The sequence below is a fragment of the Pseudomonas moraviensis genome, assembly GCF_900105805.1.
GTDB classification, from domain to species: domain Bacteria; phylum Pseudomonadota; class Gammaproteobacteria; order Pseudomonadales; family Pseudomonadaceae; genus Aquipseudomonas; species Aquipseudomonas moraviensis_A.
The window spans coordinates 299,636-321,633 of sequence record NZ_LT629788.1; the positions used below are offsets into that span (position 1 = coordinate 299,636).

The 21,998-nt window shown below is 61.7% G+C and carries 12 protein-coding genes and 1 riboswitch; of the genes, 10 read left to right on the forward strand and 2 right to left on the reverse strand.

Annotated features, from left to right (window positions below; all coding sequences use genetic code 11):
- Window positions 1–165 precede the first annotated feature (165 nt).
- Complete coding sequence (gene argR / locus BLU71_RS01540) at window positions 166–1,146, forward strand: transcriptional regulator ArgR (RefSeq protein WP_042607205.1); 981 nt, start codon at window positions 166–168, stop codon at window positions 1,144–1,146.
- A 7-nt stretch (window positions 1,147–1,153) separates the two neighbouring features.
- On the opposite strand, the gene BLU71_RS01545 is transcribed toward argR, so the two are convergent.
- Window positions 1,154–8,932, reverse strand: a complete 7,779-nt coding sequence (locus tag BLU71_RS01545) for a dermonecrotic toxin domain-containing protein (RefSeq protein WP_197680934.1) — start codon at window positions 8,930–8,932, stop codon at window positions 1,154–1,156.
- A gap of 303 nt (window positions 8,933–9,235) precedes the next feature.
- On the opposite strand from BLU71_RS01545, the gene BLU71_RS01550 reads away from it, so the two are divergent.
- The 7 genes from BLU71_RS01550 (at window position 9,236) to astE (ending at window position 17,099) form a co-directional block, all read left to right on the forward strand.
- The gene (locus BLU71_RS01550) at window positions 9,236–10,456 is read left to right on the forward strand and encodes an aspartate aminotransferase family protein (protein ID WP_064364877.1); all 1,221 of its coding nucleotides are present in this window, start codon (window positions 9,236–9,238) and stop codon (window positions 10,454–10,456) included.
- A 202-nt stretch (window positions 10,457–10,658) separates the two neighbouring features.
- Window positions 10,659–11,678, forward strand: a complete 1,020-nt coding sequence (gene aruF, locus BLU71_RS01555; protein ID WP_024014015.1) for an arginine/ornithine succinyltransferase subunit alpha — start codon at window positions 10,659–10,661, stop codon at window positions 11,676–11,678.
- Window positions 11,679–11,729: 51 nt separating this feature from the next.
- Window positions 11,730–12,755 carry an arginine N-succinyltransferase gene (gene astA, locus BLU71_RS01560; RefSeq protein ID WP_024014014.1) on the forward strand — a complete coding sequence of 342 codons (1,026 nt, stop codon included), beginning with the start codon at window positions 11,730–11,732 and terminating at the stop codon, window positions 12,753–12,755.
- Window positions 12,752–14,221 (forward strand): succinylglutamate-semialdehyde dehydrogenase, encoded by a 1,470-nt coding sequence (gene astD / locus BLU71_RS01565; RefSeq protein WP_173867383.1) that lies wholly within the window; start codon window positions 12,752–12,754, stop codon window positions 14,219–14,221. The genes astA and astD overlap by 4 nt, the downstream gene beginning before the upstream one ends.
- Before the next feature lie 163 nt (window positions 14,222–14,384).
- Window positions 14,385–15,731, forward strand: a complete 1,347-nt coding sequence (gene astB, locus BLU71_RS01570; protein WP_065616776.1) for an N-succinylarginine dihydrolase — start codon at window positions 14,385–14,387, stop codon at window positions 15,729–15,731.
- A gap of 57 nt (window positions 15,732–15,788) precedes the next feature.
- Entirely contained in the window at window positions 15,789–16,079 is a 291-nt protein-coding gene (locus BLU71_RS01575) for a hypothetical protein (RefSeq protein WP_016773591.1), read from the forward strand.
- A gap of 12 nt (window positions 16,080–16,091) precedes the next feature.
- The gene (astE, locus tag BLU71_RS01580; protein ID WP_064364873.1) at window positions 16,092–17,099 is read left to right on the forward strand and encodes a succinylglutamate desuccinylase; all 1,008 of its coding nucleotides are present in this window, start codon (window positions 16,092–16,094) and stop codon (window positions 17,097–17,099) included.
- A 116-nt stretch (window positions 17,100–17,215) separates the two neighbouring features.
- On the opposite strand, the gene BLU71_RS01585 is transcribed toward astE, so the two are convergent.
- Entirely contained in the window at window positions 17,216–17,725 is a 510-nt protein-coding gene (locus BLU71_RS01585; protein WP_016773593.1) for a 6,7-dimethyl-8-ribityllumazine synthase, read from the reverse strand.
- Window positions 17,726–17,828: 103 nt separating this feature from the next.
- Window positions 17,829–17,999, reverse strand: a riboswitch (FMN riboswitch).
- A gap of 190 nt (window positions 18,000–18,189) precedes the next feature.
- Between BLU71_RS01585 and ltaE the strand changes: the two genes are divergently transcribed.
- Together ltaE and alaS are read left to right on the forward strand one after the other, a co-directional pair.
- Window positions 18,190–19,194 carry a low-specificity L-threonine aldolase gene (ltaE, locus tag BLU71_RS01590; RefSeq protein ID WP_083352173.1) on the forward strand — a complete coding sequence of 335 codons (1,005 nt, stop codon included), beginning with the start codon at window positions 18,190–18,192 and terminating at the stop codon, window positions 19,192–19,194.
- A gap of 146 nt (window positions 19,195–19,340) precedes the next feature.
- Window positions 19,341–21,956: an alanine--tRNA ligase gene (gene alaS, locus BLU71_RS01595; RefSeq protein ID WP_083352174.1), complete on the forward strand. Its 2,616-nt coding sequence runs from the start codon at window positions 19,341–19,343 to the stop codon at window positions 21,954–21,956.
- Window positions 21,957–21,998: the final 42 nt, after the last annotated feature.

The window sequence follows — 21,998 nt, forward strand, 5'->3', positions numbered from 1 at the left end:
AGTGCAACGAGGCTGCGATCTTTTGATCCTGTTTTCGAAAATCAAAAGATCGCAGCCTTCGGCAGCTCCTACAGGGATCTGCGTCGGACTCAGGAATTGTGTTCATTTCCGGGCTAGCATTGGCCCATGCCTTCATCACCGTTGTTCGTTTCGGATTGCCCGCCCATGACTGCCCATCGAATTGGTTTCCTGATTTGGCCCAGCACTAAAGCCTTGACGCTGGCGCTGGCGGAGGAGGCCTTGCGTGTTGCGCAGCGGGTGCACCCGGATGTGGTTTACGAACTGTCATTCCTGCAGGCCGAGCCGCCTGCCGAAGGTGCCTGGCAATTGCCCGGTGAACCCTGGGCCGGCAAGCTTGAAAACTTCCAGAAACTCTTTCTGCTCGCTGACGAGCCGCCGACCACCCTGGCGCCGGCGCTGAGCAGTGCGCTCAAGCAAGTGGTGCGCGCCGGTTGCGTGATCGGTGGTCTGTCGGCCGGTGTCTATCCGCTGGCCCAGCTCGGGTTGCTCGACGGGTATCGCGCCGCCGTGCACTGGCGCTGGCAGGACGATTTCGCTGAGCGCTTCCCCAAGGTCATCGCCACCAGCCACTTGTTCGACTGGGATCGCGATCGCCTGACCGCGTGCGGCGGCATGTCCGTGCTCGATCTGTTGCTGGCGGTGCTCGCTCGTGATCACGGCGCTGAACTCGCCGGCGCAGTCTCGGAAGAACTGGTGGTCGAGCGCATCCGCGAGGGCGGTGAGCGTCAGCGCATTCCATTGCAGAATCGCCTCGGCTCCAGCCATCCGAAACTGACCCAAGCGGTGTTGCTGATGGAAGCCAACATCGAAGAGCCGCTGACCACCGACGAAATCGCCCAGCACGTGTGCGTATCCCGTCGGCAACTGGAGCGGATCTTCAAGCAATACCTCAACCGCGTGCCGAGCCAGTACTACCTCGAGCTGCGTTTGAACAAGGCCCGGCAGATGTTGATGCAGACCAGCAAGTCGATCATCCAGATTGGCCTCTCGTGCGGCTTCTCCTCGGGGCCGCATTTCTCCAGCGCCTACCGCAACTTCTTCGGTGCCACGCCGCGGGAAGATCGCAACCAGCGGCGCAGCAGCAGCCCGTTCGAATTGTCGTCAATGCCACCGGAGCGTGGCTGATCGCGGTTCAGTTGTTGCGGTTGAACTCCACACCGATGGAGATCTCCGACTCGTCGCTGCCATCGAGCGGTGGATTCAGGTCGATCTGACTTGCCTGTTCTTCAAACAGACGCATTTGCCGAGCGGCATTGTAGGTCTCAAGACGCAGTTGACTCTGCGGGTTCAAGGGATTGCCGCTGAAGTTGTAATGCGTCGCCACCTCGCCGGGACTGGAAGGAAACTGACTCGGCAGCTCGCTGATGACGTTATCGGCCAGGTTCACCGACTCAAGCCCGGGCAAATCGAACAGCCCTTTGGGCGTTTCGCTCAGCCCGATATTGTTCAGACGCAATACCCGCAGATTGACTAGTCTGCTCAGGTCGGGCACGTTGCCCAGCGGGTTGTCGCCCAGGTCCAGGGAAAGAAGGTTTTTCATCCCGGCGATGGCGTCTGCGGCTTGCCGTGGAAGCGTGATGCGGCAGTCTGGCAGGCTCAGGTTCGCCAGTGAATCCAGTCCCAGAATCGCAGGCGGGATTTCCCTCAGCGGATAATTGCGAATGTCGACCCCGCGCAGCTTCGGAAACAGCTCCACCAACCGATTGACGCCCGGCGGCGAAGCGGCCGTGCTGGTCAGCCCCAGCTGTTCGATGTAGTCGAAGCGTCCGGCCAATGGCGGCAGCTCTCCAGTGAACGACAAATCACAGACGAACGCGTTGTCCCCTGGCGATTTCGGATAGCGCCGCAGACGTGCTACCAGATTTTCCTTGAAGCGTTTTCGGCGGGCCGATTCCCGGCGCGCGGCCTCTCCTTTCAGGGGCGTGCGGAGCACCGGGTCGTGCGCAGTCTCGTTGCTCCAGGTATCAAGGCGCGTCAGCAATCGGGTTATTTCGGTCTGTCGGCGCATCAGCTCGACGCGACCGTCGGCCAGCGTGCCGGGCAGACGATACAGCAGGTCGTTGGCTTCGAAAGCGGTTAACGAGGGGTACAGCGACTGAATCAGGCTCAAGTCAGCTGATTCGCCCCACACGCCCAGATTGTCCCCCGTGATCTGAAAGGTCGCTTTGATGCGTTCTCTCGACGCCGCCGACAGCGGATTGGCGCCGATATCCACGCCATTACCGGTGTAGGGAACCAGGTCACTCGGCAACTCGGTAATGTTGTTGTCGTTCAATAATGCGGCGCCCAGCTGCGGCAGTTGCTCAAGCCCTGCAGGCACTGCGTCGATGCCGGTTCTTATCAGGTCGAGGAACCTGAGGTCCGTCAGCGCCGATACATCGGGGGTGGTCTGTAAAGGATTGCCGAACAGGTCCAGTGCCTTCAAGCGGACAAGCGTGGACAACGTCGCTTGCCCGGCCGCATCAAGCGTGATCTCGCAGCGGCTCAACATCAGCGTTTCAAGCGACCGCATGCTCTCCAGCGCCTGCGGCATCCGGCCCAGGTTGCAGCCTTTGAGTTCCAGTCCATTCAAGCCGCTGAAGCTTGTGAGGAAACCGTCCGGAACGCCTGAGCCGCCATCGCCCGCGATCTGCAGATGAGTGATGTGGCTGAAATCTGCGCTCAACTGCGGTAATTCGCCGGCAAATTTCGCCTCCGTTTCGAACCTGTCCAGGCGTAACGCCAGGTCCCGCGTGCGTCGGCCGCGCCAAAGCTCTTCGAGGCGCTCACCGAACTGTTGCCTGGCGACAAGTTGCGCCGCCCGCGCTTCGGCCGTCCACGGTTGTCCTGTAGCAGGGTTGCTGACGGGCACTTGCTCGCGCCAGGTGTTGAGGTCACTGATCATGCGGGCGATTTCCGCTTCCCAGCGGATCAGTTGCGCCGTACCGGCCTGCAACGTACCGGGGAGTCGGTAAATCATGTCGCTGGCTGCAGCATCGTCCAGGAGCGGAAACAGCCGGCGCGCCAGGGTTATATCCGCCGTCGCGGGCCTGACCCGGAAGTTGCGACCGTGCACTGCGTGGTAGGCCTTGATCCGCTCGCGCGCATTGAGGGACAGCGGGTTGCCGGTCAGATGTATGCCATCGGCACGCTGTGGGTTGGCCGTGAACAAAACCTCCGGCAGTTCAGTCATGTGGTTGTCGTTGAGGTATGCGCTCTGCAGTGTCGGGTGGTCGATGATCCCCTCAGGCAGGGCAGTCAGGCCGGTATTCATCAGGAAGATATCCCCCAGCGCCTGCATGCCGCGCAGATCGGGTGCCATGGCCAACGGGTTATCGCTCAGATCCACAAGCTTGAGGGTAGGCAAGGAATCGAGTACATCCTGTCCGGCGCTCGTGAGCGTGACGGCGCAGTGACGCAGGCGCAGTTCCTTGAGCGTCCGCAGGCCTGCCACGAAAGCCGGGATTTCCTTCAGGGCGATGGCTTTCAGTTCCAGAGCCTGGAGGTTGGGGAATTGTTCGACGAACGTCCCGATGTTGCTGATTGCAGCGTTTCCGCTCAGCTTCAGGCTTTCAACGTGGCTGAAATCCGCGGTCAGCCGGGGCATGTCGCCAAAGAATTTCAGGTCGGCCGAAAAGAAACCGCTTCGCGCTGCAGTCTCGCTCGACCGCTGTCGCCATAACGCCTCCAGGGCCTGTTTGAACGCGGTTCGCGCAGTTGTCTGCGCCTGTAATTCAGCGGCGGACAGCAACTGCCCGGTAACCGGATGGGTGGCTGTGATCTGCTCTGTCCACTGCGCGAGATCGAGCTGCATCTGTTCCAGCTCTGCATGCCATTGATCAAGCTGGATACGGCTGTCCGCCAGGGTGCCGGGCAGGTCGTAAATCATATCGCTGGCCTGTTGCTGGTCGAGGTCGGGAAACAGTTGGCGGGCGAGGGCAATGTCCTGGCCGTCGGCGGGCACTTCAAAGTCGTGTTGATAAAGGCGGTAATAGGCTTTGATCTTGTCCCGCGCTGCGGCCGAGAGCGGATTGTCGGAAAGATAAATGCCATCGCTGCCAGTTGCCGGAATGTCGAACAGGGCATCGGGAAGGTCGGTGATGCGGTTGCCGGTCAGCACTGCAATGGGCTGATTCGGGTGGCTGGCCAGCCCATCGGGCACCACGGTAAGACCGCTGTTGGACAGGTCGATATACCTCAGTTCCGGCAGCAGGTTCAGATCGGGAAATGTCCCCAACGGGTTGTCGCTCAGGTCCAGCCTGCGCAGGTTGTTCAGCGACACCAGCGCAGCCTGGTTTTCCGGGGTCAGGATCACGCCGCAGTTCTTCAGCTCCAGCTCGCTCAGGCCGGGCAGGCTGACTCCCGCCAGTGTGGTTGTGTCCAGGTCGAAGCCGTCCAGGCGCAGGGTAGTCAGGTTGGGGAAACGTTCCAGGAATGGCGCGATGGCGGAGAGGTTCCTGTTGCCGATCAGGTTCAATCGCGAAACGTGGTCGAAATTGGCGCTGAGTATCGGCATGGTGCCGCTGAACTCGGCATTTGCCCTCAGTTCATCAGCGCGGCCGAACGCGGTCCGGCTGCGCCAGAACAACTTGAGTTGCCGGGCAAAGGAACGCCTGGCATTGATTTCGCGGGGGTCTTCTTCAAATGTCGTCGACGTGCCGGATTCAGGTGGAGCGATGGAAGCCTGAGCGATCCATTGATCCAGTTCGACGTTCATCTGGCTCAGCTCTGTCTCCCAGCGTGACAACTGGGCGCGGGCGTCGGCCCAGGTGCCGGGTAGCCGGTACAACACCTGAGTGGCCTGCTCGGCATCCAGGTTGGGGAACAGGTTGATGGTGCGTCGCAGGTCTTGCGACTTGGGGCGGACGCCGAAGTGTTTGCCGGTGTGGCTGTAAAAGCTTTTTACCCGTTCGCGAGACGCAGTGGACAACGGGTTGTCAGCAAAGGTGTAGCCATCGCTCAGAGAACTGGCCAGTTTGAAGAAACCGTCGGGGATGCGCGTGATCCGGTTGCCGTCGAACTGCGCAGAGATCAATCGCGGATGATCGAGTACGTCATCCGGCACGGCGTAGAGGCCGGTGTTCGACAAGTTGACGTAACGCAGCGAGGGCATTGCGTGCAGATCGGGAGGCAGGCCCAACGAATTGCCGTGCAGATCGAGCAGGGTGAGTTGCGGTAATGAGGCCAGCACCGATTGGGTCGTGGTGGTCAGGCTGACTCGGCAATTGCGCAATCTCAATTCGCGCAGCGCCGGCATCGAGCCGAGCGCCTGGGGCAGGCTGGGCAGATTGAGATTGCGCGCATCCAGGCTTTGCAGTTGCGTGAAAGAGTGGAGAAAGCTGTCGAGAGAACCGGTCGTGGCATTGCCGTCGATCGCGAGCAGAGTGATGTGGCTGAAGTCGGCCGACAGCACAGGCAAGTCGCCCAGGATGCCGTGGGTCAACAACAAGGCGTGGCCCGAGGCGGCACCCTGCGGATCGATCCCGACGACGTTCTCACGTCGCCAGCCCTGGAGCAGTTGTTCCCTGAGCAATCGCCGGTTGCGAATGTCCGCGCGTCGCTCGATTGCCGTGAGCACGCTACCCGTCTCTGGATGTCGGGCGGGCGGGTCGTTGGCCCAGACCTGCAGCTCGTGCTGCAGTTGCAGATAGTCATCTTGCAAACGAACCAGTTCCGCGCGAGCGCCGGACGGGCTGGCGCGCATGCTCCGCGCCAGGTGCTGGATCCGGCGATCCGACATTCTCGGGTAGAGGACCCGTATGTCTGCTTCAAGGGTGCGTTGTGGGGCGTCCTCCAGCGTGATCGCACGGGAAAGCCGTGGGTAACCCTCGGCACCCACCAGGCGTAACGTATCGATTTTCGGCGGCGTGACCGGATGTTCCGCCAGCACCTCCCGCAGCTCGCTGCGTTCCAGCGTGCGCTCGCGGATTGCGGCCTTCAGCGCCTGTCCCTCATCGATCCGCAGATCCAGACTCTGGCGTTCGCTGTCGGGCAGGGCATGGAGCAGGCCGGAATAGAAATCGCTGAGCGAATGCAGTGCCTGGCCGCGCTCATCGTAGGGTTGATAGCGCCCGTCGTCGGTGCGCACGAGGACTTTTTGCTCGGGGGCGTCTTCGCGGCCGATGCTGTCGAGTACCGGGCCGTCGTAACGGCCGTCGCGGATTTCGATGCGCACATCGCCGCTCCAGCCGGGCAACAGTTTGAGGCTATGCAGGGCGAGGGCATCGGAATCGGGATTGCTCACCGAACCCAGTTGCAGCCCTTCGTAGGCGCGGGCGACGCGCACTTCCTGGCGGGCCAGTTGCAGCAGCTCCTGCTGGCGCGGCGGGACCTGGCCCTGGTCGAGCTGTAACAGTTCGCCGCCGGTGGCGGTATCGAGCAGTTCGCGGGTGATGCTGACCGGCAGGTCGGGGGCTTGCGCCTGGAGCGGCTGTGCCAGTGGGTCGTCGATGGGTTGCAGCGCCTGATAGCGTGATTCGAACAATGTGTTTCTGTGGGTTTTCGCGAGGCCGACCAGTTGCTTGCGCAGGGTCTGGCTGCGAACGTCCAGTGATGGCGTCAGCGCAAAGGGTTCAGCCAGCAACGCCTTGATCTGCGCTTCATCGAGAACCGCGAGCAAGGATTTGAGCAGGTCGCCTCCGACCAGGCGATCCTGCTGCAGTTCTGTCAGGGGCAGGCTTTCGTCTGCAGAGGATTGCCAGAGCAGTTCGCCTTGTCGGTCGATCAGACGCAGTCGTCTGTTGCTCGGCCAACCGCCGTGGTCGGCAAGCAATTGCAACTGGGTGACCGGATCGGCACGCAAGAAATCTTCAGACGCTTCGCTGTCGAGCTGATCGATGAAGCGCTGCAGCTGCTGGTCGATCCTGAAGCGCTGAATGCTGTCGGCCAGCAGCGGCGGGACCTTTTCCTGATGGACATGCATCTTGCGCAAAACGTCTTCGCTGGCGCCACTGACCTGCAGAATGGTTTCCCGCTCGGCCGGCGAAAAGCTCTCGACCGACGGGCCGATGCGGCGCAGTGCGGTTTCGCCGTCCCACTCGAGCGGTTGCTCGAGCTCCGTGTGCCAGGCGCCTTCACCGTTATGGCGGACCACCGGTTGGTAGGCGTCGGGTCGGGTGGGATGTTCGATGCGGTACTGCCCGGACATCTCGTCGGGTTTCACTGAAAAATGCGCATCGTCGAGGGGCAGCAGTTGCTTGTCCTGATGGGCATGCAGGCCCAGTCCGTCGGGTTGCGAATTGGCTGGCGGACGCAGCGGGTGCCTGTAACGCTCAAGATCGGGCTGCCAGTAGCGGGTTTCGCCTTTGGCCAGTTTCACCGGTTTGAAGCGGTCGATGAACGCCACGACCTCTGTGGGCAGTACCTTGCGGAATTCGGCCGCGCCAATCGCCCCGCCCACTGCGAAAAGGCCCAACTGAATCATCGAATCGACGGTGTCCATCAGGTGCCCGATGGCTTCGGTGTTGCGGCCCTGTGCCCACTCGACGATGCCCTCGAAAGTTTCGTCGAGCATCTGATAAGCCATGTACGCCATCATCGCCTCGCCCAGCACCGGCACGAATGGCGCGACGATCAGGGCAGCGGTCTGGACGATGCTGGAAAGGATATTGACCACCGAATCCCAGAATGCCCAGCGCGCGCGTTGGTCGACCCAGGCCGTCGGGACGGCGATGACTCGGGCATCGTTGAAGACCTTGTTCAGTTTGGCCTGGTGCAAGTGCTGCCACAGGTCGTCGTAGAACGGCACGAGCGCGCTCTGCAGATCGGGCCGTTCCACAGGTGTTTCTCGCCAGGCGGGCAGGGCGCTGCCGGGCTCGTGCGGGTGCCATTTGATTTCGCTCAGCCGGCTGTTGAGTGTGCTGAAGAAGTAGCCCCGTTGTTCGTGATTGACGAAGCGGCTGAAGAACTGCTGGTACTCCGTTGACCGCAACTGGCGCGTCAGCTCGACGAGCATTTCAGCCGGCGACGCGTACTCCTTGAACGGATGCTCGGGGTCGTTCGGTACATAGGCCACGACGCGTGCAGCGTCGCGTGTCACGTACAGATCCGCAGCGAACACGACGATGCCGGTAAGCGGCGCACAAAGCATGGTCATGTCATGGCGCAGCACCGGTGCACCGTTGATGTAAATGCCGGTCATGCCGTCGAGCATGGCGTCGACCAGACGAAAGTGATTCTCCGATACGTCACGGTTCATCCGCGCCCATTGCAGCGCGGCTTTCATCGCAGCTTTCTCGCTGGCGTCCAGTTTGCCGCGTAACACCGTCGCGACCATCGGATCGGAGTAACCGAGATTGTTTTCCAGACTGGCTTTGTACTGCGCACCGATGTCCAGGCGGCGACACAGTTGGGTGAAGGCCGCAATACTGAGTCTGGCCTTGATCTGCGGCAGTGGCTCGAACTGCCCGCCTGGGGAGGGCGCAGTGGTGTAGGTCGATGCCGCTTCGAAAGCGTTTTCGTGCGTTTCCCGGTCCTCGAAGTTATGCAGCGCGGCATCCAGCAACGATACCGTCCAGACGCGGGCGCCCGTGCTGATGGCAAACCATGGCGTCGTCACGGGGATGTACAGGCGCACGAAGGTGCCTCTGACGTCCAGATCGAGATCGAAGCATTTTTTCAGTTCCGCCTTGAGCAACGGCTCGGCGAACGCGGCGGCGTCCTGCAAATGTTCCAGGCTTTTGTCCACTTGGCTGTGCGCGGTGATACTTGTTGCAGTGAGGTCTTTCAGCACAGCGTGCTGTTCGGTGGCAGCGAGCCTGAGTGTCTCCGGCATTTGCGCAGTGCTGTTTTTCAGTGCCTGGCGCCGGGAGGCGGAGGTGTTGCCGAGCCACTGGGGAATCGCGTTTTTCAGGGGTTGATAATGCTCGTCCGGATGTTGTGGATCGGGCGTCTTGCTCGAGGTTGTCGGTGAGTGTCGATCAGACAGGTGCATGACCATTCCTTGGCGGTGATAAGAACCCTCAGCAAATCAGCAGCAAGCGCCTGCCGTGCGGTACATATTCATATCTCTTTCGCGAGGCTGACTTGGTATTCTGCGCGGCCTCCCGCAAATCGGCCGTGCCCGGTAAACTGCGCCTTTGCGACGCTATATGTCGCATTGCCGTAAACCCGGGAAAATCCGGGGTTTGCGCTATAAGAAGTTGTCGCTTGGCGACAAGGCCGGGCACCAAACTGTCCTTACAATCCCCCCATCGCTCGCCAGTTCCAGGCGGGTGTTCCTCTTCAGGAGACTCCGATGTCCGTTGAGCACGCTGCGGTACAACGCGCCGATTTCGACCAGGTAATGGTTCCCAACTACGCGCCTGCCGCTTTCATTCCGGTGCGTGGCGCCGGTTCCCGGGTCTGGGATCAGGCCGGCCGCGAGCTGATCGACTTCGCCGGCGGGATTGCCGTCAACGTATTGGGCCACGCGCACCCGGCGCTGGTCGGCGCGTTGACCGAACAGGCGAACAAGCTGTGGCACGTCTCCAACGTGTTCACCAACGAGCCGGCCCTGCGCCTGGCCCACAAGCTGATCGACGCCACGTTCGCCGAGCGCGTGTTCTTCTGCAACTCCGGCGCTGAAGCCAACGAGGCCGCGTTCAAGCTGGCCCGTCGCGTTGCATTCGACCGTTTCGGCACGGAGAAATACGAAATCATCGCCGCGCTGAACAGCTTCCACGGCCGTACCCTGTTCACCGTTAATGTCGGTGGTCAGTCGAAATACTCCGACGGTTTCGGCCCGAAAATCACCGGCATCACCCACGTTCCCTACAACGACCTGGCCGCGCTGAAAGCCGCGGTGTCCGAGAAGACCTGCGCGGTCGTGCTCGAGCCGATCCAGGGCGAGGGCGGCGTACTGCCGGCCGAGCTTGAATACCTGCAAGGTGCCCGCGAACTGTGCGATGCGAACAACGCGCTGCTGGTGTTCGATGAAGTGCAGACCGGCATGGGCCGCAGCGGCAAGCTGTTCGCCTACCAGCATTACGGCGTGACCCCGGACATCCTCACCAGCGCCAAGAGCCTGGGCGGTGGTTTCCCGATCGCGGCGATGCTGACCACCGAAGCGCTGGCCAAACATCTGGTGGTCGGCACTCACGGCACCACGTACGGCGGCAACCCGTTGGCCTGCGCTGTCGCTGAGGCAGTGATCGACGTGATCAACACTCCTGAAGTGTTGAACGGCGTGAACGCCAAGCACGACAAGTTCAAGACCCGCCTGCAACAGATCGGCGAGAAATACGGCCTGTTCACCCAGGTGCGTGGTCTCGGTCTGCTGATCGGTTGCGTGCTGAGCGACGCCTGGAAGGGCAAGGCCAAGGACATCTTCAACGCCGCCGAACAGGAAGGCCTGATGATTCTCCAGGCTGGCCCGGACGTGGTCCGTTTCGCCCCGAGTCTGGTGGTGGAAGACGCCGATATCGATGCCGGTCTGGACCGCTTCGAACGTGCTGCGGCGAAGTTGACGCAAGCCTGATGGACCTTTCGGCGCCTGGAGATTTTCCGGTGCCGAAGCCAATTTTTGATACCGGGCACGTTCACTGTAGGAGTGAGCCTGCTCGCGATAGCGGTTTGTCAGTCGACTCATCGGGCTCTGACAGACTGCTATCGCGAGCAGGCTCACTCCTACAAGGTCCGGTGTTTTTTTCTGTGAATATTGAAGAGAAAGGAGTGACACCATGCTGGTGATGCGCCCCGCGCAAATGGCTGATCTGGGCGAGGTACAGCGTCTGGCTGCGGACAGCCCGATTGGTGTCACTTCCTTGCCGGATGACGTTGAACGTCTGAGCGACAAGATCGCCGCGAGCGAAGCATCGTTCGCCGCCGAAGTGAGCTTCAACGGTGAAGAGAGTTACTTCTTCGTCCTCGAAGACTCGAGCACCGGCAAACTGGTCGGCTGCTCGGCCATCGTCGCGTCGGCAGGTTACTCCGAGCCGTTCTACAGCTTCCGCAACGAGACGTTCGTGCATGCCTCCCGCGAGCTGAAGATTCACAACAAGATCCACGTGCTCTCGCAGTGCCACGACCTGACCGGCAACAGCTTGCTGACCAGTTTCTACGTGCAGCGCGAACTGGTCGGGTCGCCGTGGGCCGAGCTCAATTCCCGTGGCCGTCTGCTGTTCGTCGCCAGTCACCCGGAGCGTTTTGCCGATTCGGTGGTGACCGAGATCGTCGGTTACAGCGACGAGAATGGCGACTCGCCGTTCTGGGATGCGATCGGGCGCAACTTCTTCGACCTCAACTACGCCGAAGCCGAGCGTCTGTGCGGGCTGAAAAGCCGCACCTTCCTCGCCGAGCTGATGCCGCATTACCCGATCTACGTGCCGCTGCTGCCGGACTCCGCGCAAGAGGCGATGGGTCAGGTGCACCCGCGGGCGCAGATCACCTTCGACATCCTGATGCGCGAAGGCTTCGAGACCGATCACTACATCGACATCTTCGACGGCGGCCCGACCCTGCATGCGCGGGTTTCCGGGATCCGTTCGATCGCGCAGAGCCGCGTGGTGCCGGTGAAGATCGGCGAGCCGGTCAAAGGCGCCGGGCGTCAGTATCTGGTGGCCAACGCGCAGTTGCAGGATTACCGCGCGGTGTTGCTCGAGTTGGATTACGCGCCGGGCAAACCGGTGACGCTGGATATGGAAGCGGCCGAAGCCCTGGGCGTCGGTGAAGGTGCCAGCGTGCGCCTGGTGGCGGTTTAACGCCTTAGCGAGTTTCACGGGTGGCGCGAGCGGCCCGTTTGAGGAGATAGCATGATTGTTCGTCCCGTACGCAGCAGCGATTTATCCGCGCTGATCGACCTGGCCCGCAGCACCGGCACCGGCCTGACCACTTTGCCGGCCAACGAAGAGCGCCTGACCCACCGGGTCGGCTGGGCCGAGAAGACCTTTCGCGGCGAAGCCGGGCGTGGCGATGCGGACTACCTGTTCGTGCTCGAAGACGATGACGGCCGCGTGGTGGGTATTTCCGCCATCGCCGGAGCGGTCGGCCTGCGTGAGCCCTGGTACAACTTCCGCGTCGGTCTGACCGTCAGCGCGTCGCAAGAGCTGAACATCTATCGCGAAATTCCGACGCTGTTTCTGGCCAACGACCTGACCGGCAATTCCGAGCTGTGCTCGCTGTTCCTGCACGCCGATTACCGCAACGGACTGAACGGCCGCATGCTGTCCAAGGCACGCATGCTGTTCATCGCCGAGTTCCCGGAGCTGTTCGGCAACAAGATCATCGCCGAAATGCGCGGCGTGTCCGACGACGCCGGACGCTCGCCGTTCTGGGAGAGCCTTGGCCGGCATTTCTTCAAGATGGAATTCAGCCAGGCCGATTACCTGACCGGCGTTGGCAACAAGGCGTTCATCGCCGAACTGATGCCGAAATTCCCGCTGTACACCTGCTTCCTCTCGCCGGACGCGCGCAATGTCATCGGCCAGGTGCACCCGGACACCGAACCGGCACTGGCGATGCTCAAGAGCGAAGGCTTCAGCTACCAGGGTTACGTCGACATCTTCGACGCCGGCCCGGCCATCGAATGCGAAACCAGCAAGATCCGCGCAGTGCGTGACAGCGAAGCGCTGGTGCTGGCCGTGGGCACGCCGGGTGATGACGCCACACCGTTCATCATCCATAACCGCAAGCGCGAGGATTGCCGCATCACAGCCGCGCCAGCGCGTCTGGCAGCGGGCACCCTGGTGGTCGATCCGCAGACCGCAAAACGTCTTCAACTCAGCGCCGGCGATCAGGTTCGCGCCGTGGCGCTGTCCGCTGCACGGGAGTCGAAATAATGAATTCGCTATACATCGCAGGTGAGTGGCTGGCCGGTCAGGGCGAAGCCTTTCAGTCGCTGAACCCGGTGACCCAGCAAGTGCTGTGGGCGGGCGAGGGCGCGACGGCCGCGCAGGTCGAGTCGGCGGTGCAGGCTGCCCGTCAGGCCTTTCCTCAATGGGCACGTCGCACGCTCGAAGAGCGCATCAGCGTGCTCGAGGCTTTCGCCGCGTCGCTGAAAAACCACGCTGACGAACTGGCTCGCACCATCGGTGAAGAAACCGGCAAGCCGCTGTGGGAGTCCGCGACTGAAGTGACCAGCATGGTCAACAAGATCGCCATCTCGGTGCAGAGCTACCGCGAACGTACCGGCCAGAAGAGCGGCCCGCTGGGTGACGCCACCGCCGTATTGCGCCACAAGCCCCACGGCGTGGTCGCGGTGTTCGGTCCTTACAACTTCCCCGGTCACTTGCCCAACGGTCATATCGTGCCGGCGCTGCTGGCCGGTAACAGCGTGCTGTTCAAACCCAGCGAACTGACACCGAAAGTCGCCGAGCTGACGGTCAAGTGCTGGATCGAAGCCGGCCTGCCGGCAGGTGTGCTGAACCTGCTGCAAGGCGCGCGGGAAACCGGTATCGCTCTGGCGGCGAACCCGGGCATCGACGGTCTGTTCTTCACCGGTTCCAGCCGCACCGGCAATCATCTGCATCAGCAATTTGCCGGTCGCCCGGACAAGATTCTTGCGTTGGAAATGGGCGGCAACAACCCGCTGGTGGTCGATCAGGTCGCCGATCTGGATGCGGCGGTGTACACCATCATTCAGTCGGCATTCATTTCCGCCGGCCAGCGCTGCACCTGCGCCCGGCGTCTGCTGGTGCCAGAAGGCGCGTGGGGCGACAGCCTGCTCAAGCGTCTGGTGGAAGTCAGCGCGACCATCGAAGTCGGTGCGTTCGATCAGCAACCGGCGCCGTTCATGGGTTCGGTGATTTCCCTCGGCGCGGCGAAAGCGCTGATGGATGCGCAGGAACAACTGCTGGCCAACGGCGCGGTGGCGCTGCTGGAAATGACTCAGCCGCAGGCGCAGTCGGCCTTGCTGACCCCGGGCATCGTCGATGTAACGGCAGTCGCTGAGCGTCCGGACGAAGAACTGTTCGGGCCGTTGTTGCAAGTGATCCGCTACGCCGATTTCGCTGCGGCGATCACTGAAGCCAACAACACCGCTTATGGGCTGGCCGCCGGTTTGCTCTCGGATTCCGAAGCGCGTTACCAGCAGTTCTGGCTGGAAAGCCGCGCCGGCATCGTCAACTGGAACAAACAGCTGACCGGCGCCGCCAGCAGCGCGCCATTCGGCGGCGTCGGTGCCTCGGGCAACCACCGCGCCAGCGCCTATTACGCAGCGGATTACTGCGCGTACCCGGTGGCATCGCTGGAAACCCCGAGCCTGGTGTTGCCATCGGCCCTGACGCCTGGCGTGAAAATGGCGTAGCGGCCATCGCGAGCAGGCTCACTCCTACAGGATTTGTGTTGTACACAGCTTATGTGTCCACCGCTAAACCTGTAGGAGTGAGCCTGCTCGCGATAGCCGCGACGCGGTCTGACTGAATTGTTACCTGAAGCCTATAACAACAGATTCTCGTGGAGCCTCGCTGATGAAATCCTATGAAGTCAATTTTGACGGTCTAGTGGGGCCGACCCATAACTACGGTGGTCTGTCCTACGGCAACGTCGCCTCGCAGAGCAACAGTCAGCAATCCTCGAATCCGAAGGAAGCGGCGCTGCAAGGTCTGGCGAAAATGAAAGCGCTGATGGACATGGGCTTCCAGCAAGGCGTACTGGCTCCGCAGGAACGTCCCGACGTGGCCGCGCTGCGCCGTCTGGGCTTCAGCGGCACCGATGCGCAGGTGATCGAGCGCGCCGCCAAAGAAGCGATGCCGCTGCTGGTCGCCAGCTGCTCGGCGTCGAGCATGTGGGTGGCCAACGCTGCCACGGTCAGCCCGAGCGCCGACACCGGCGACGGCCGCGTGCACTTCACCGCCGCCAACCTCAATTGCAAATACCACCGCAGCATCGAACACCCGACCACCAGTCGCGTGCTCGGCGCTATGTTCGCCAATCAGCAGCACTTCGCCCATCACGCTGCGCTGCCAGCGGTAGCGCAATTCGGCGACGAAGGCGCGGCCAACCACACGCGCTTCTGCCGTGAGTACGGCGAAGCCGGCGTCGAGTTTTTCGTGTTCGGCCGCAGCGCGTTCGACAACCGTTTCCCGGCGCCGCAGAAATACCCGGCGCGCCAGACCCTCGAAGCCTCGCAAGCCGTTGCTCGCCTGCACGGTCTGCGTGACGAAGGCGTGGTCTACGCGCAACAGAACCCCAACGTCATCGATCAGGGCGTGTTCCACAACGACGTGATCGCTGTGGGCAACGGCGAGGTTCTGTTCTATCACGAGGACGCGTTCCTCGAGACCGACAAGATGCTCGCCGAACTGCAAGACAAACTGGCCAAGGTTGGCGGCAACTTCCAGTCCGTTTGCGTGCCGCGTTCGGCGGTCAGCGTCGATGACGCGGTGCGTTCCTACCTGTTCAACAGCCAGTTGCTGTCGCGTCCCGACGGTTCGATGCTGCTGATCGTGCCGCAGGAATGCCAGGCCAACGAACGCGTCTGGGCTTATCTGCAGAGCCTGACCAGCTCGGGTGGAATGATCCGCGAAGTGAAAGTCTTCGATCTCAAGCAAAGCATGCAGAATGGCGGTGGGCCGGCGTGCCTGCGTCTGCGCGTGGCGCTGAATGAAACCGAACTGGCGGCGGTCAACCCAGGGGTTATCATGACGGCCCCGTTGTACGGTTCGTTGACCGCATGGGTTGAAAAGCACTACCGCGACCGCCTGAGCGAAACCGACCTGGCGGACCCGCAGTTGCTGCTTGAATGCCGGACGGCACTGGATGAACTGACGCAAATCCTTAAACTGGGCGCGGTTTATCCTTTCCAGATCAATTGATCGCCAGCGCGCTGCCTGAACCCGGCGCGCGGCGTGTCACCCGAAGAGAGTAAAAACATGAGCGATTCCCTGCAGCTGATCCTTGAAGACACCGACGGCACGCAACTGCAAACCTCGTGCACCCGCGTTGCGGTCATGTGGCAAGGCAAAGAGCTGTGGATCCAGCAGGACGGCCGCGGCCAGTTGCTGATCGGCGTGGACGTGGAGGAAGGTGACGAAGAGTACGCCAACCTGCTGCTGCGCCCATTGGCGACTAATCTGGTAAGTCTGCAACTGGAAATGGAACCGGCTGACCTCGGCGCTGACGAGGATCACGTACACGGCCCGGATTGCAACCACGACCATTAAGGAAACCGCTCTATGCTCGCCCTCGGCAAACTGCTTGAACTGACCCTCGCCGGCCGCGAACCGGCGGAGAAGACTCAACTGACTGTCGAAGGCGTGCGCATGCGCTGGTTGAGCGAAGGGGCGCTGGAAGTCCGGCCCCCGGAAGCGCGCGACAATGGCCTGGACCTGCTGCTGTCGGCAGGTATCCACGGCAATGAAACCGCACCGATCGAGTTGCTCGATCGGTTGCTGCACGACATCGCACGCGGCGACCTGAAGCCGCGCGCACGCATTCTGTTCCTGTTCGGCAACCCGGAAGCGATTCGCAAGGGTGAGCGTTTCGTCGAGCAGGACGTCAATCGGCTGTTCAACGGTCGTCATGAGCAAAGCAGCGGCTCGGAAGCGTTGCGCGCCTGTGAGCTGGAGCGGCTGGCGGCGAGTTTCTTCAGCAAGCCCGAGCGCCAGCGCCTGCACTACGACCTGCACACGGCGATACGCGGTTCGAAGATCGAACAGTTCGCCTTGTACCCCTGGAAGGAAGGGCGCCAGCATTCCCGTCGTGAACTGGCGCGACTGCGCGCCGCCGGCATGGAAGCGGTGCTGTTGCAGAACAAGCCGTCGATCGTCTTCAGTTCGTATACCTACGACAAGCTCGACGCCGAGGCTTTCACCCTGGAACTGGGCAAGGCGCGGCCGTTCGGGCAGAACGACGGCGTCAATGTCTCACTGCTGGAAACCCGCCTGAAGCAGATCATCGAAGGCAATGAGCCGGAGACAGAAGCAGGGCTGGACGGCTTGCAACTGTTCAGCGTGGCGCGGGAAATCATCAAGCACAGCGACGCGTTCCGCCTGAACCTGCCGGCGGACATCGAGAATTTTTCCGAGCTGGAGCCGGGTTATTTGCTGGCCGAAGACCTGGCCAATACCCGTTGGGTGATCGAAGAGCAGGGCGCGCGGATCATCTTCCCCAATCCCAAGGTCAAGAACGGCCTGCGCGCCGGCATCCTGATCGTCCCGACCACCGACGAAAACCTCGCCTGAGTTCACCACATCCCATGTAGGAGCTGCCGAAGGCTGCGATCTTTTGATCTTGCTCTTGAAGATCAAAAGATCGCAGCCTCGTTTCACTCGTCAGCTCCTACAGGTTTTGCCGCGTCCTAGACCGCTACCGCCCGCGGCTCCGTACGGCGCAGTGCGCGAATCTTCTGCAGCGTATCGGCGCAAGTCCGCGCCGCTTCCTGGCCCTTGTGCACAAAGTGTTCGAAAAAGAATTTCTGGTGCTCTTCGCCCGAATGAAAGTGATGCGGAGTCAGCGACACCGAGAACACCGGCACTTCGGTTTCCAGCTGCACCTGCATCAGGCCGCTGACCACCGATTGCGCAACGAACTCGTGGCGGTAGATGCCGCCGTCCACCACCAGGGCGGCGGCGACGATGCCGGCGTAACGCCCGGACTTGGCCAGCAGCTTGGCGTGCAGCGGCATTTCGAAAGCGCCGCCGACTTCGAAGAAATCGATGTCCGATTCCTGATAACCCTGCACCAGCATTTCGGCGACGAAGCCTTTGCGGCTCTGGTCGACGATTTCCTTGTGCCAGCAGGCCTGGATGAACGCGACGCGCTCGCCCTGTGGGTGTTTGCTTTTGCTGTCGATAGCGGTGGGTTGCATGTTCTGACTCCTGTTTGTGTGAAAAACAGGGCGTTATGAATCGAAAGGGATGCAAGGGTGCGAGCGCAGGCACGAATGCTCGCGGACGGCCCTTTGGCGTCAATCCCGTTCTCTCTTCATCCGGACTATGACCGTCGGCCCCGGAATCACACCGGGTCTGCTGACCTTGCCGACGCACCCGATCAAGTCGTGTGCAGCGCCAAGCGCTCGCGGGCTATGCGCATTGCGCGCAATTACCGCCGGTGGGGAATTGCACCCCGCCCTGAGAACGTTTTCGCCGCCCATAGGCGGGCGGCGGCAAGTTTGTAACACATATTTTCCGCTCCTGCACAGACCCCCTCATGGATTGTGCTTCTTTATGAGGATGATGATTTTTCCTTGTTCAAGGCTTGATTAATCCGCGCGTTGACCGCAGTAATCCCACTTCACAAAGGGATTCTCCCTGCTGACCAGAGGCCAGGTTCATGAGCGTTATCGATCTTCGCAGCGACACCGTTACCCAACCGACTTCCGCCATGCTCGAAGCGATGACCGCAGCGGACACCGGAGACGATGTGTACGGCGAAGATCCGACGGTCAATCGCCTCGAAGCCGAACTGGCCAAACGCCTGGGCTTCGCCGCTGCGTTGTTCGTGCCCACCGGCACCATGAGTAATCTGCTCGGCTTGATGGCCCATTGCGAGCGCGGCGACGAGTACATCGTCGGTCAGCAGGCACACACCTATAAGTACGAGGGTGGCGGGGCGGCGGTGCTCGGCTCGATCCAGCCGCAGCCGCTGGAAGTGCAGGCCGACGGGTCGCTGGATCTGGATCAGGTCGCGGCGGCGATCAAACCTGACGACTTCCATTTCGCCCGCACCCGCCTGCTGGCGCTGGAAAACACCATGCAGGGCAAGGTGCTGCCGCTGGAATATCTGGCGCGCGCCCGACGCTTTACGCAGGATCACGGCCTGCAAGTGCACCTCGACGGTGCGCGGCTGTACAACGCGGCGGTCAGACTCGGCGTCGATGCCCGCGAGATCACCCAGCATTTCGATTCGGTGTCGGTGTGTCTGTCCAAGGGCCTCGGCGCGCCAGTCGGCTCGGTGCTGTGCGGCTCCGAACCGTTGATCGGCAAGGCGCGGCGTTTGCGCAAAATGGTCGGCGGCGGGATGCGTCAGGCCGGTTTGCTCGCGGCGGCTGGGTTGTATGCGCTGGATCACCATGTTGAACGGCTGGCCGACGATCACGCCAACGGGCAAGTGCTCGCCGATGGTCTGCGTGAGGCCGGTTTCGTCGTCGAACCCGTGCAAACCAACATGGTTTATGTGCAAATGGGCGACAAGGCTCAAGCGCTCAAGGCCTTTGCCGGCGAACGCGGGATCAAGCTCAGCGCCGCCGCACGGTTGCGCATGGTCACGCACATGGACGTCAGCCGCGCGCAAATCGAGCAAGTGATCGCCACATTCGTCGAGTTTTCGCGCAAGTGACAGCGTTAGCCGTCCAATTGACCGTTTCTATCGTATAAACACGCTGTACCCCGCGCGCAGGGCCGATATAATGCGGCCCTTTGCCGTCGCTTCGTCTCACGACGTTTCGAACAGGCCTTTGGCCGCAGCCTCCGTGGAAGAACCTAATGAAAAGCGCAGAAATCCGTGAAGCCTTCCTTCGCTTCTTCGAAGAGCAAGGCCACACCCGTGTAGCCTCCAGCTCTTTGATTCCGGGCAACGACCCAACCCTGCTGTTCACCAACGCGGGGATGAACCAGTTCAAGGACTGCTTCCTGGGCCAGGAAAAACGTGCGTACACCCGTGCCACCAGCAGCCAGAAATGCGTGCGCGCCGGCGGCAAGAACAGTGACCTGGAAAACGTCGGTTATACCGCGCGTCACCACACGTTCTTCGAAATGCTCGGCAACTTCAGCTTCGGCGACTACTTCAAGCACGACGCGATTACCTTTGCCTGGACCTTCCTCACCGGCGTGCTCAAGCTGCCGAAGGAAAAGCTCTGGGTCACCGTCTACGCCACCGACGACGAAGCGTATGACATCTGGACACAGAAAATCGGTGTACCGGCCGAGCGCATGATCCGTATCGGCGACAACAAGGGCGCGCCTTACGCCTCCGACAACTTCTGGACCATGGGCGATACCGGCCCGTGCGGCCCGTGCACCGAGATCTTCTACGATCACGGCGAGCACATCTGGGGCGGCCCGCCGGGCTCGCCGGAAGAAGATGGCGACCGCTACATCGAGATCTGGAACAACGTGTTCATGCAGTTCAACCGCACCGCCGATGGCGTGTTGCATCCGTTGCCAGCGCCGTCGGTGGACACCGGCATGGGCCTGGAGCGGATCAGTGCGGTGATGCAGCACGTCAATTCCAACTATGACATCGACCTGTTCAAGAACCTGCTGAAGGCTTCGGCGCAAGCGATCGGCTGCGAAAACGGCGATCAGTCGTCGCTCAAGGTCGTATCCGACCACATTCGTTCCTGCGGCTTCCTGATCGCCGACGGCGTGCTGCCGTCCAACGAAGGTCGCGGTTACGTGCTGCGCCGGATCATCCGTCGCGCCTGCCGTCACGGCAACAAGCTCGGCGCCAGCGGCAGCTTCTTCTACAAGATCGTTGCGGCGCTGGTCGCCGAGATGGGCGAAGCCTTCCCGGAACTGAAGAAGCAGCAAAGCAACATCGAGCGCGTGCTCAAGGCTGAAGAAGAGCAGTTCTCCAAGACCCTGGAGCACGGCCTGAAAATCCTCGAGCAGGATCTGGCCGAGCTCAAAGGCACCGTGGTGCCGGGCGACGTGGTGTTCAAACTCTACGACACCTACGGTTTCCCGATGGACCTGACCGCCGACATCGCTCGCGAACGCGGCCTGACCGTCGACGAAGTCGGCTTCGAGCGCGAGATGGAAGCCCAGCGCGTTCGTGCACGTTCGGCCAGCTCGTTCGGTCTGGACTACAACACCCTGGTCAAGGTTGATGTAGCCACCGAATTCACCGGTTACGCCGCCACCAGTGGTTCGGCAAAAATCGTCGCCATCTATAAGGATGGTCAGTCGGTCGACGTGCTGAGCGAAGGTCAGGAGGGGGTGATCGTGCTCAACCAGACGCCGTTCTACGCCGAGTCCGGTGGCCAGATCGGCGACTGCGGTTTCATTCAGGCCGGCGACAGCCGTTTTGACGTTCGTGATACCACCAAGACCGGCGGCGCGTTCCTGCACCACGGCGTGCTGGCCTCGGGCAGCCTGACCATTGGCGCGCCGGTGCAAACCCACGTCGATGCCGAAGTGCGTCACGCCACCGCGCTGAACCACTCGGCCACCCACTTGCTGCACGCCGCCCTGCGTCAGGTGCTGGGCGAGCACGTGCAGCAGAAAGGCTCGTTGGTCGACAGTCAGCGCCTGCGTTTCGACTTCAGTCACTTTGAAGCGATCAAGCCAGAGCAGATCAAGCAGCTGGAAGACATCGTCAACGCCGAGATTCGCAAGAACTCCGCGGTTGAAACCGAAGAAACCGATATCGAAACCGCGAAGAACAAAGGCGCCATGGCGCTGTTCGGCGAGAAGTACGGCGACAGCGTGCGCGTGCTGAGCATGGGCGACTTCTCCGTCGAACTGTGCGGCGGTATCCACGCCAACCGTACCGGCGACATCGGCCTGCTGAAAATCATCAGCGAAGGCGGTGTGGCATCGGGCGTGCGTCGTATCGAGGCAGTTACCGGTGCTGCAGCACTGGCCTACTTGAACGCGGCGGAAGAACAACTCAAGGAAGCGGCCAGCCTCGTCAAGGGCAGCCGCGACAACCTGATCGACAAGCTCTCGGCGGTACTTGAGCGCAACCGTCTGCTGGAGAAACAACTCGAGCAGTTGCAGGCCAAGGCTGCCAGCGCTGCGGGCGACGATCTGTCGGCCTCGGCGGTGGACGTCAAGGATGTGAAGGTGCTGGCCGCCCGTCTGGACGGTCAGGATGGCAAGGCGCTGCTGGCGCTGGTCGATCAGCTGAAAAACAAACTCGGCCGCGCAGTGATCCTGCTCGGCGGTGTCCATGAGGAAAAGGTCGTACTGGTTGCAGGCGTAACCAAGGACCTGACTGGCCAACTCAAAGCCGGTGATTTGATGAAACAGGCCGCTGCGGCAGTGGGCGGGAAGGGCGGTGGTCGTCCGGACATGGCGCAGGGCGGTGGCGTCGATGCCGCAGCGCTGGATGGCGCACTGGCGCTGACCGTTCCATTCGTCGAGCAGGCTTTATAAGACGGCTCGCCGGGCCCGCAGTCCAGTGGCGGCCCCGGCGAC

What these genes read in the sequence shown, in the direction of transcription:
- BLU71_RS01550 (WP_064364877.1), top strand. Translation starts at nt 9,236, where the DNA reads ATGTCCGTTGAGCACGCTGCGGTACAACGCGCCGATTTCGACCAGGTA.
- alaS (WP_083352174.1), top strand. Translation starts at nt 19,341, where the DNA reads ATGAAAAGCGCAGAAATCCGTGAAGCCTTCCTTCGCTTCTTCGAAGAG.
- BLU71_RS01575 (WP_016773591.1), top strand. Translation starts at nt 15,789, where the DNA reads ATGAGCGATTCCCTGCAGCTGATCCTTGAAGACACCGACGGCACGCAA.
- aruF (WP_024014015.1), top strand. Translation starts at nt 10,659, where the DNA reads ATGCTGGTGATGCGCCCCGCGCAAATGGCTGATCTGGGCGAGGTACAG.
- astA (WP_024014014.1), top strand. Translation starts at nt 11,730, where the DNA reads ATGATTGTTCGTCCCGTACGCAGCAGCGATTTATCCGCGCTGATCGAC.
- astB (WP_065616776.1), top strand. Translation starts at nt 14,385, where the DNA reads ATGAAATCCTATGAAGTCAATTTTGACGGTCTAGTGGGGCCGACCCAT.
- argR (WP_042607205.1), top strand. Translation starts at nt 166, where the DNA reads ATGACTGCCCATCGAATTGGTTTCCTGATTTGGCCCAGCACTAAAGCC.
- ltaE (WP_083352173.1), top strand. Translation starts at nt 18,190, where the DNA reads ATGAGCGTTATCGATCTTCGCAGCGACACCGTTACCCAACCGACTTCC.
- astE (WP_064364873.1), top strand. Translation starts at nt 16,092, where the DNA reads ATGCTCGCCCTCGGCAAACTGCTTGAACTGACCCTCGCCGGCCGCGAA.
- BLU71_RS01585 (WP_016773593.1), bottom strand. Translation starts at nt 17,725, where the DNA reads ATGCAACCCACCGCTATCGACAGCAAAAGCAAACACCCACAGGGCGAG.
- BLU71_RS01545 (WP_197680934.1), bottom strand. Translation starts at nt 8,932, where the DNA reads ATGCACCTGTCTGATCGACACTCACCGACAACCTCGAGCAAGACGCCC.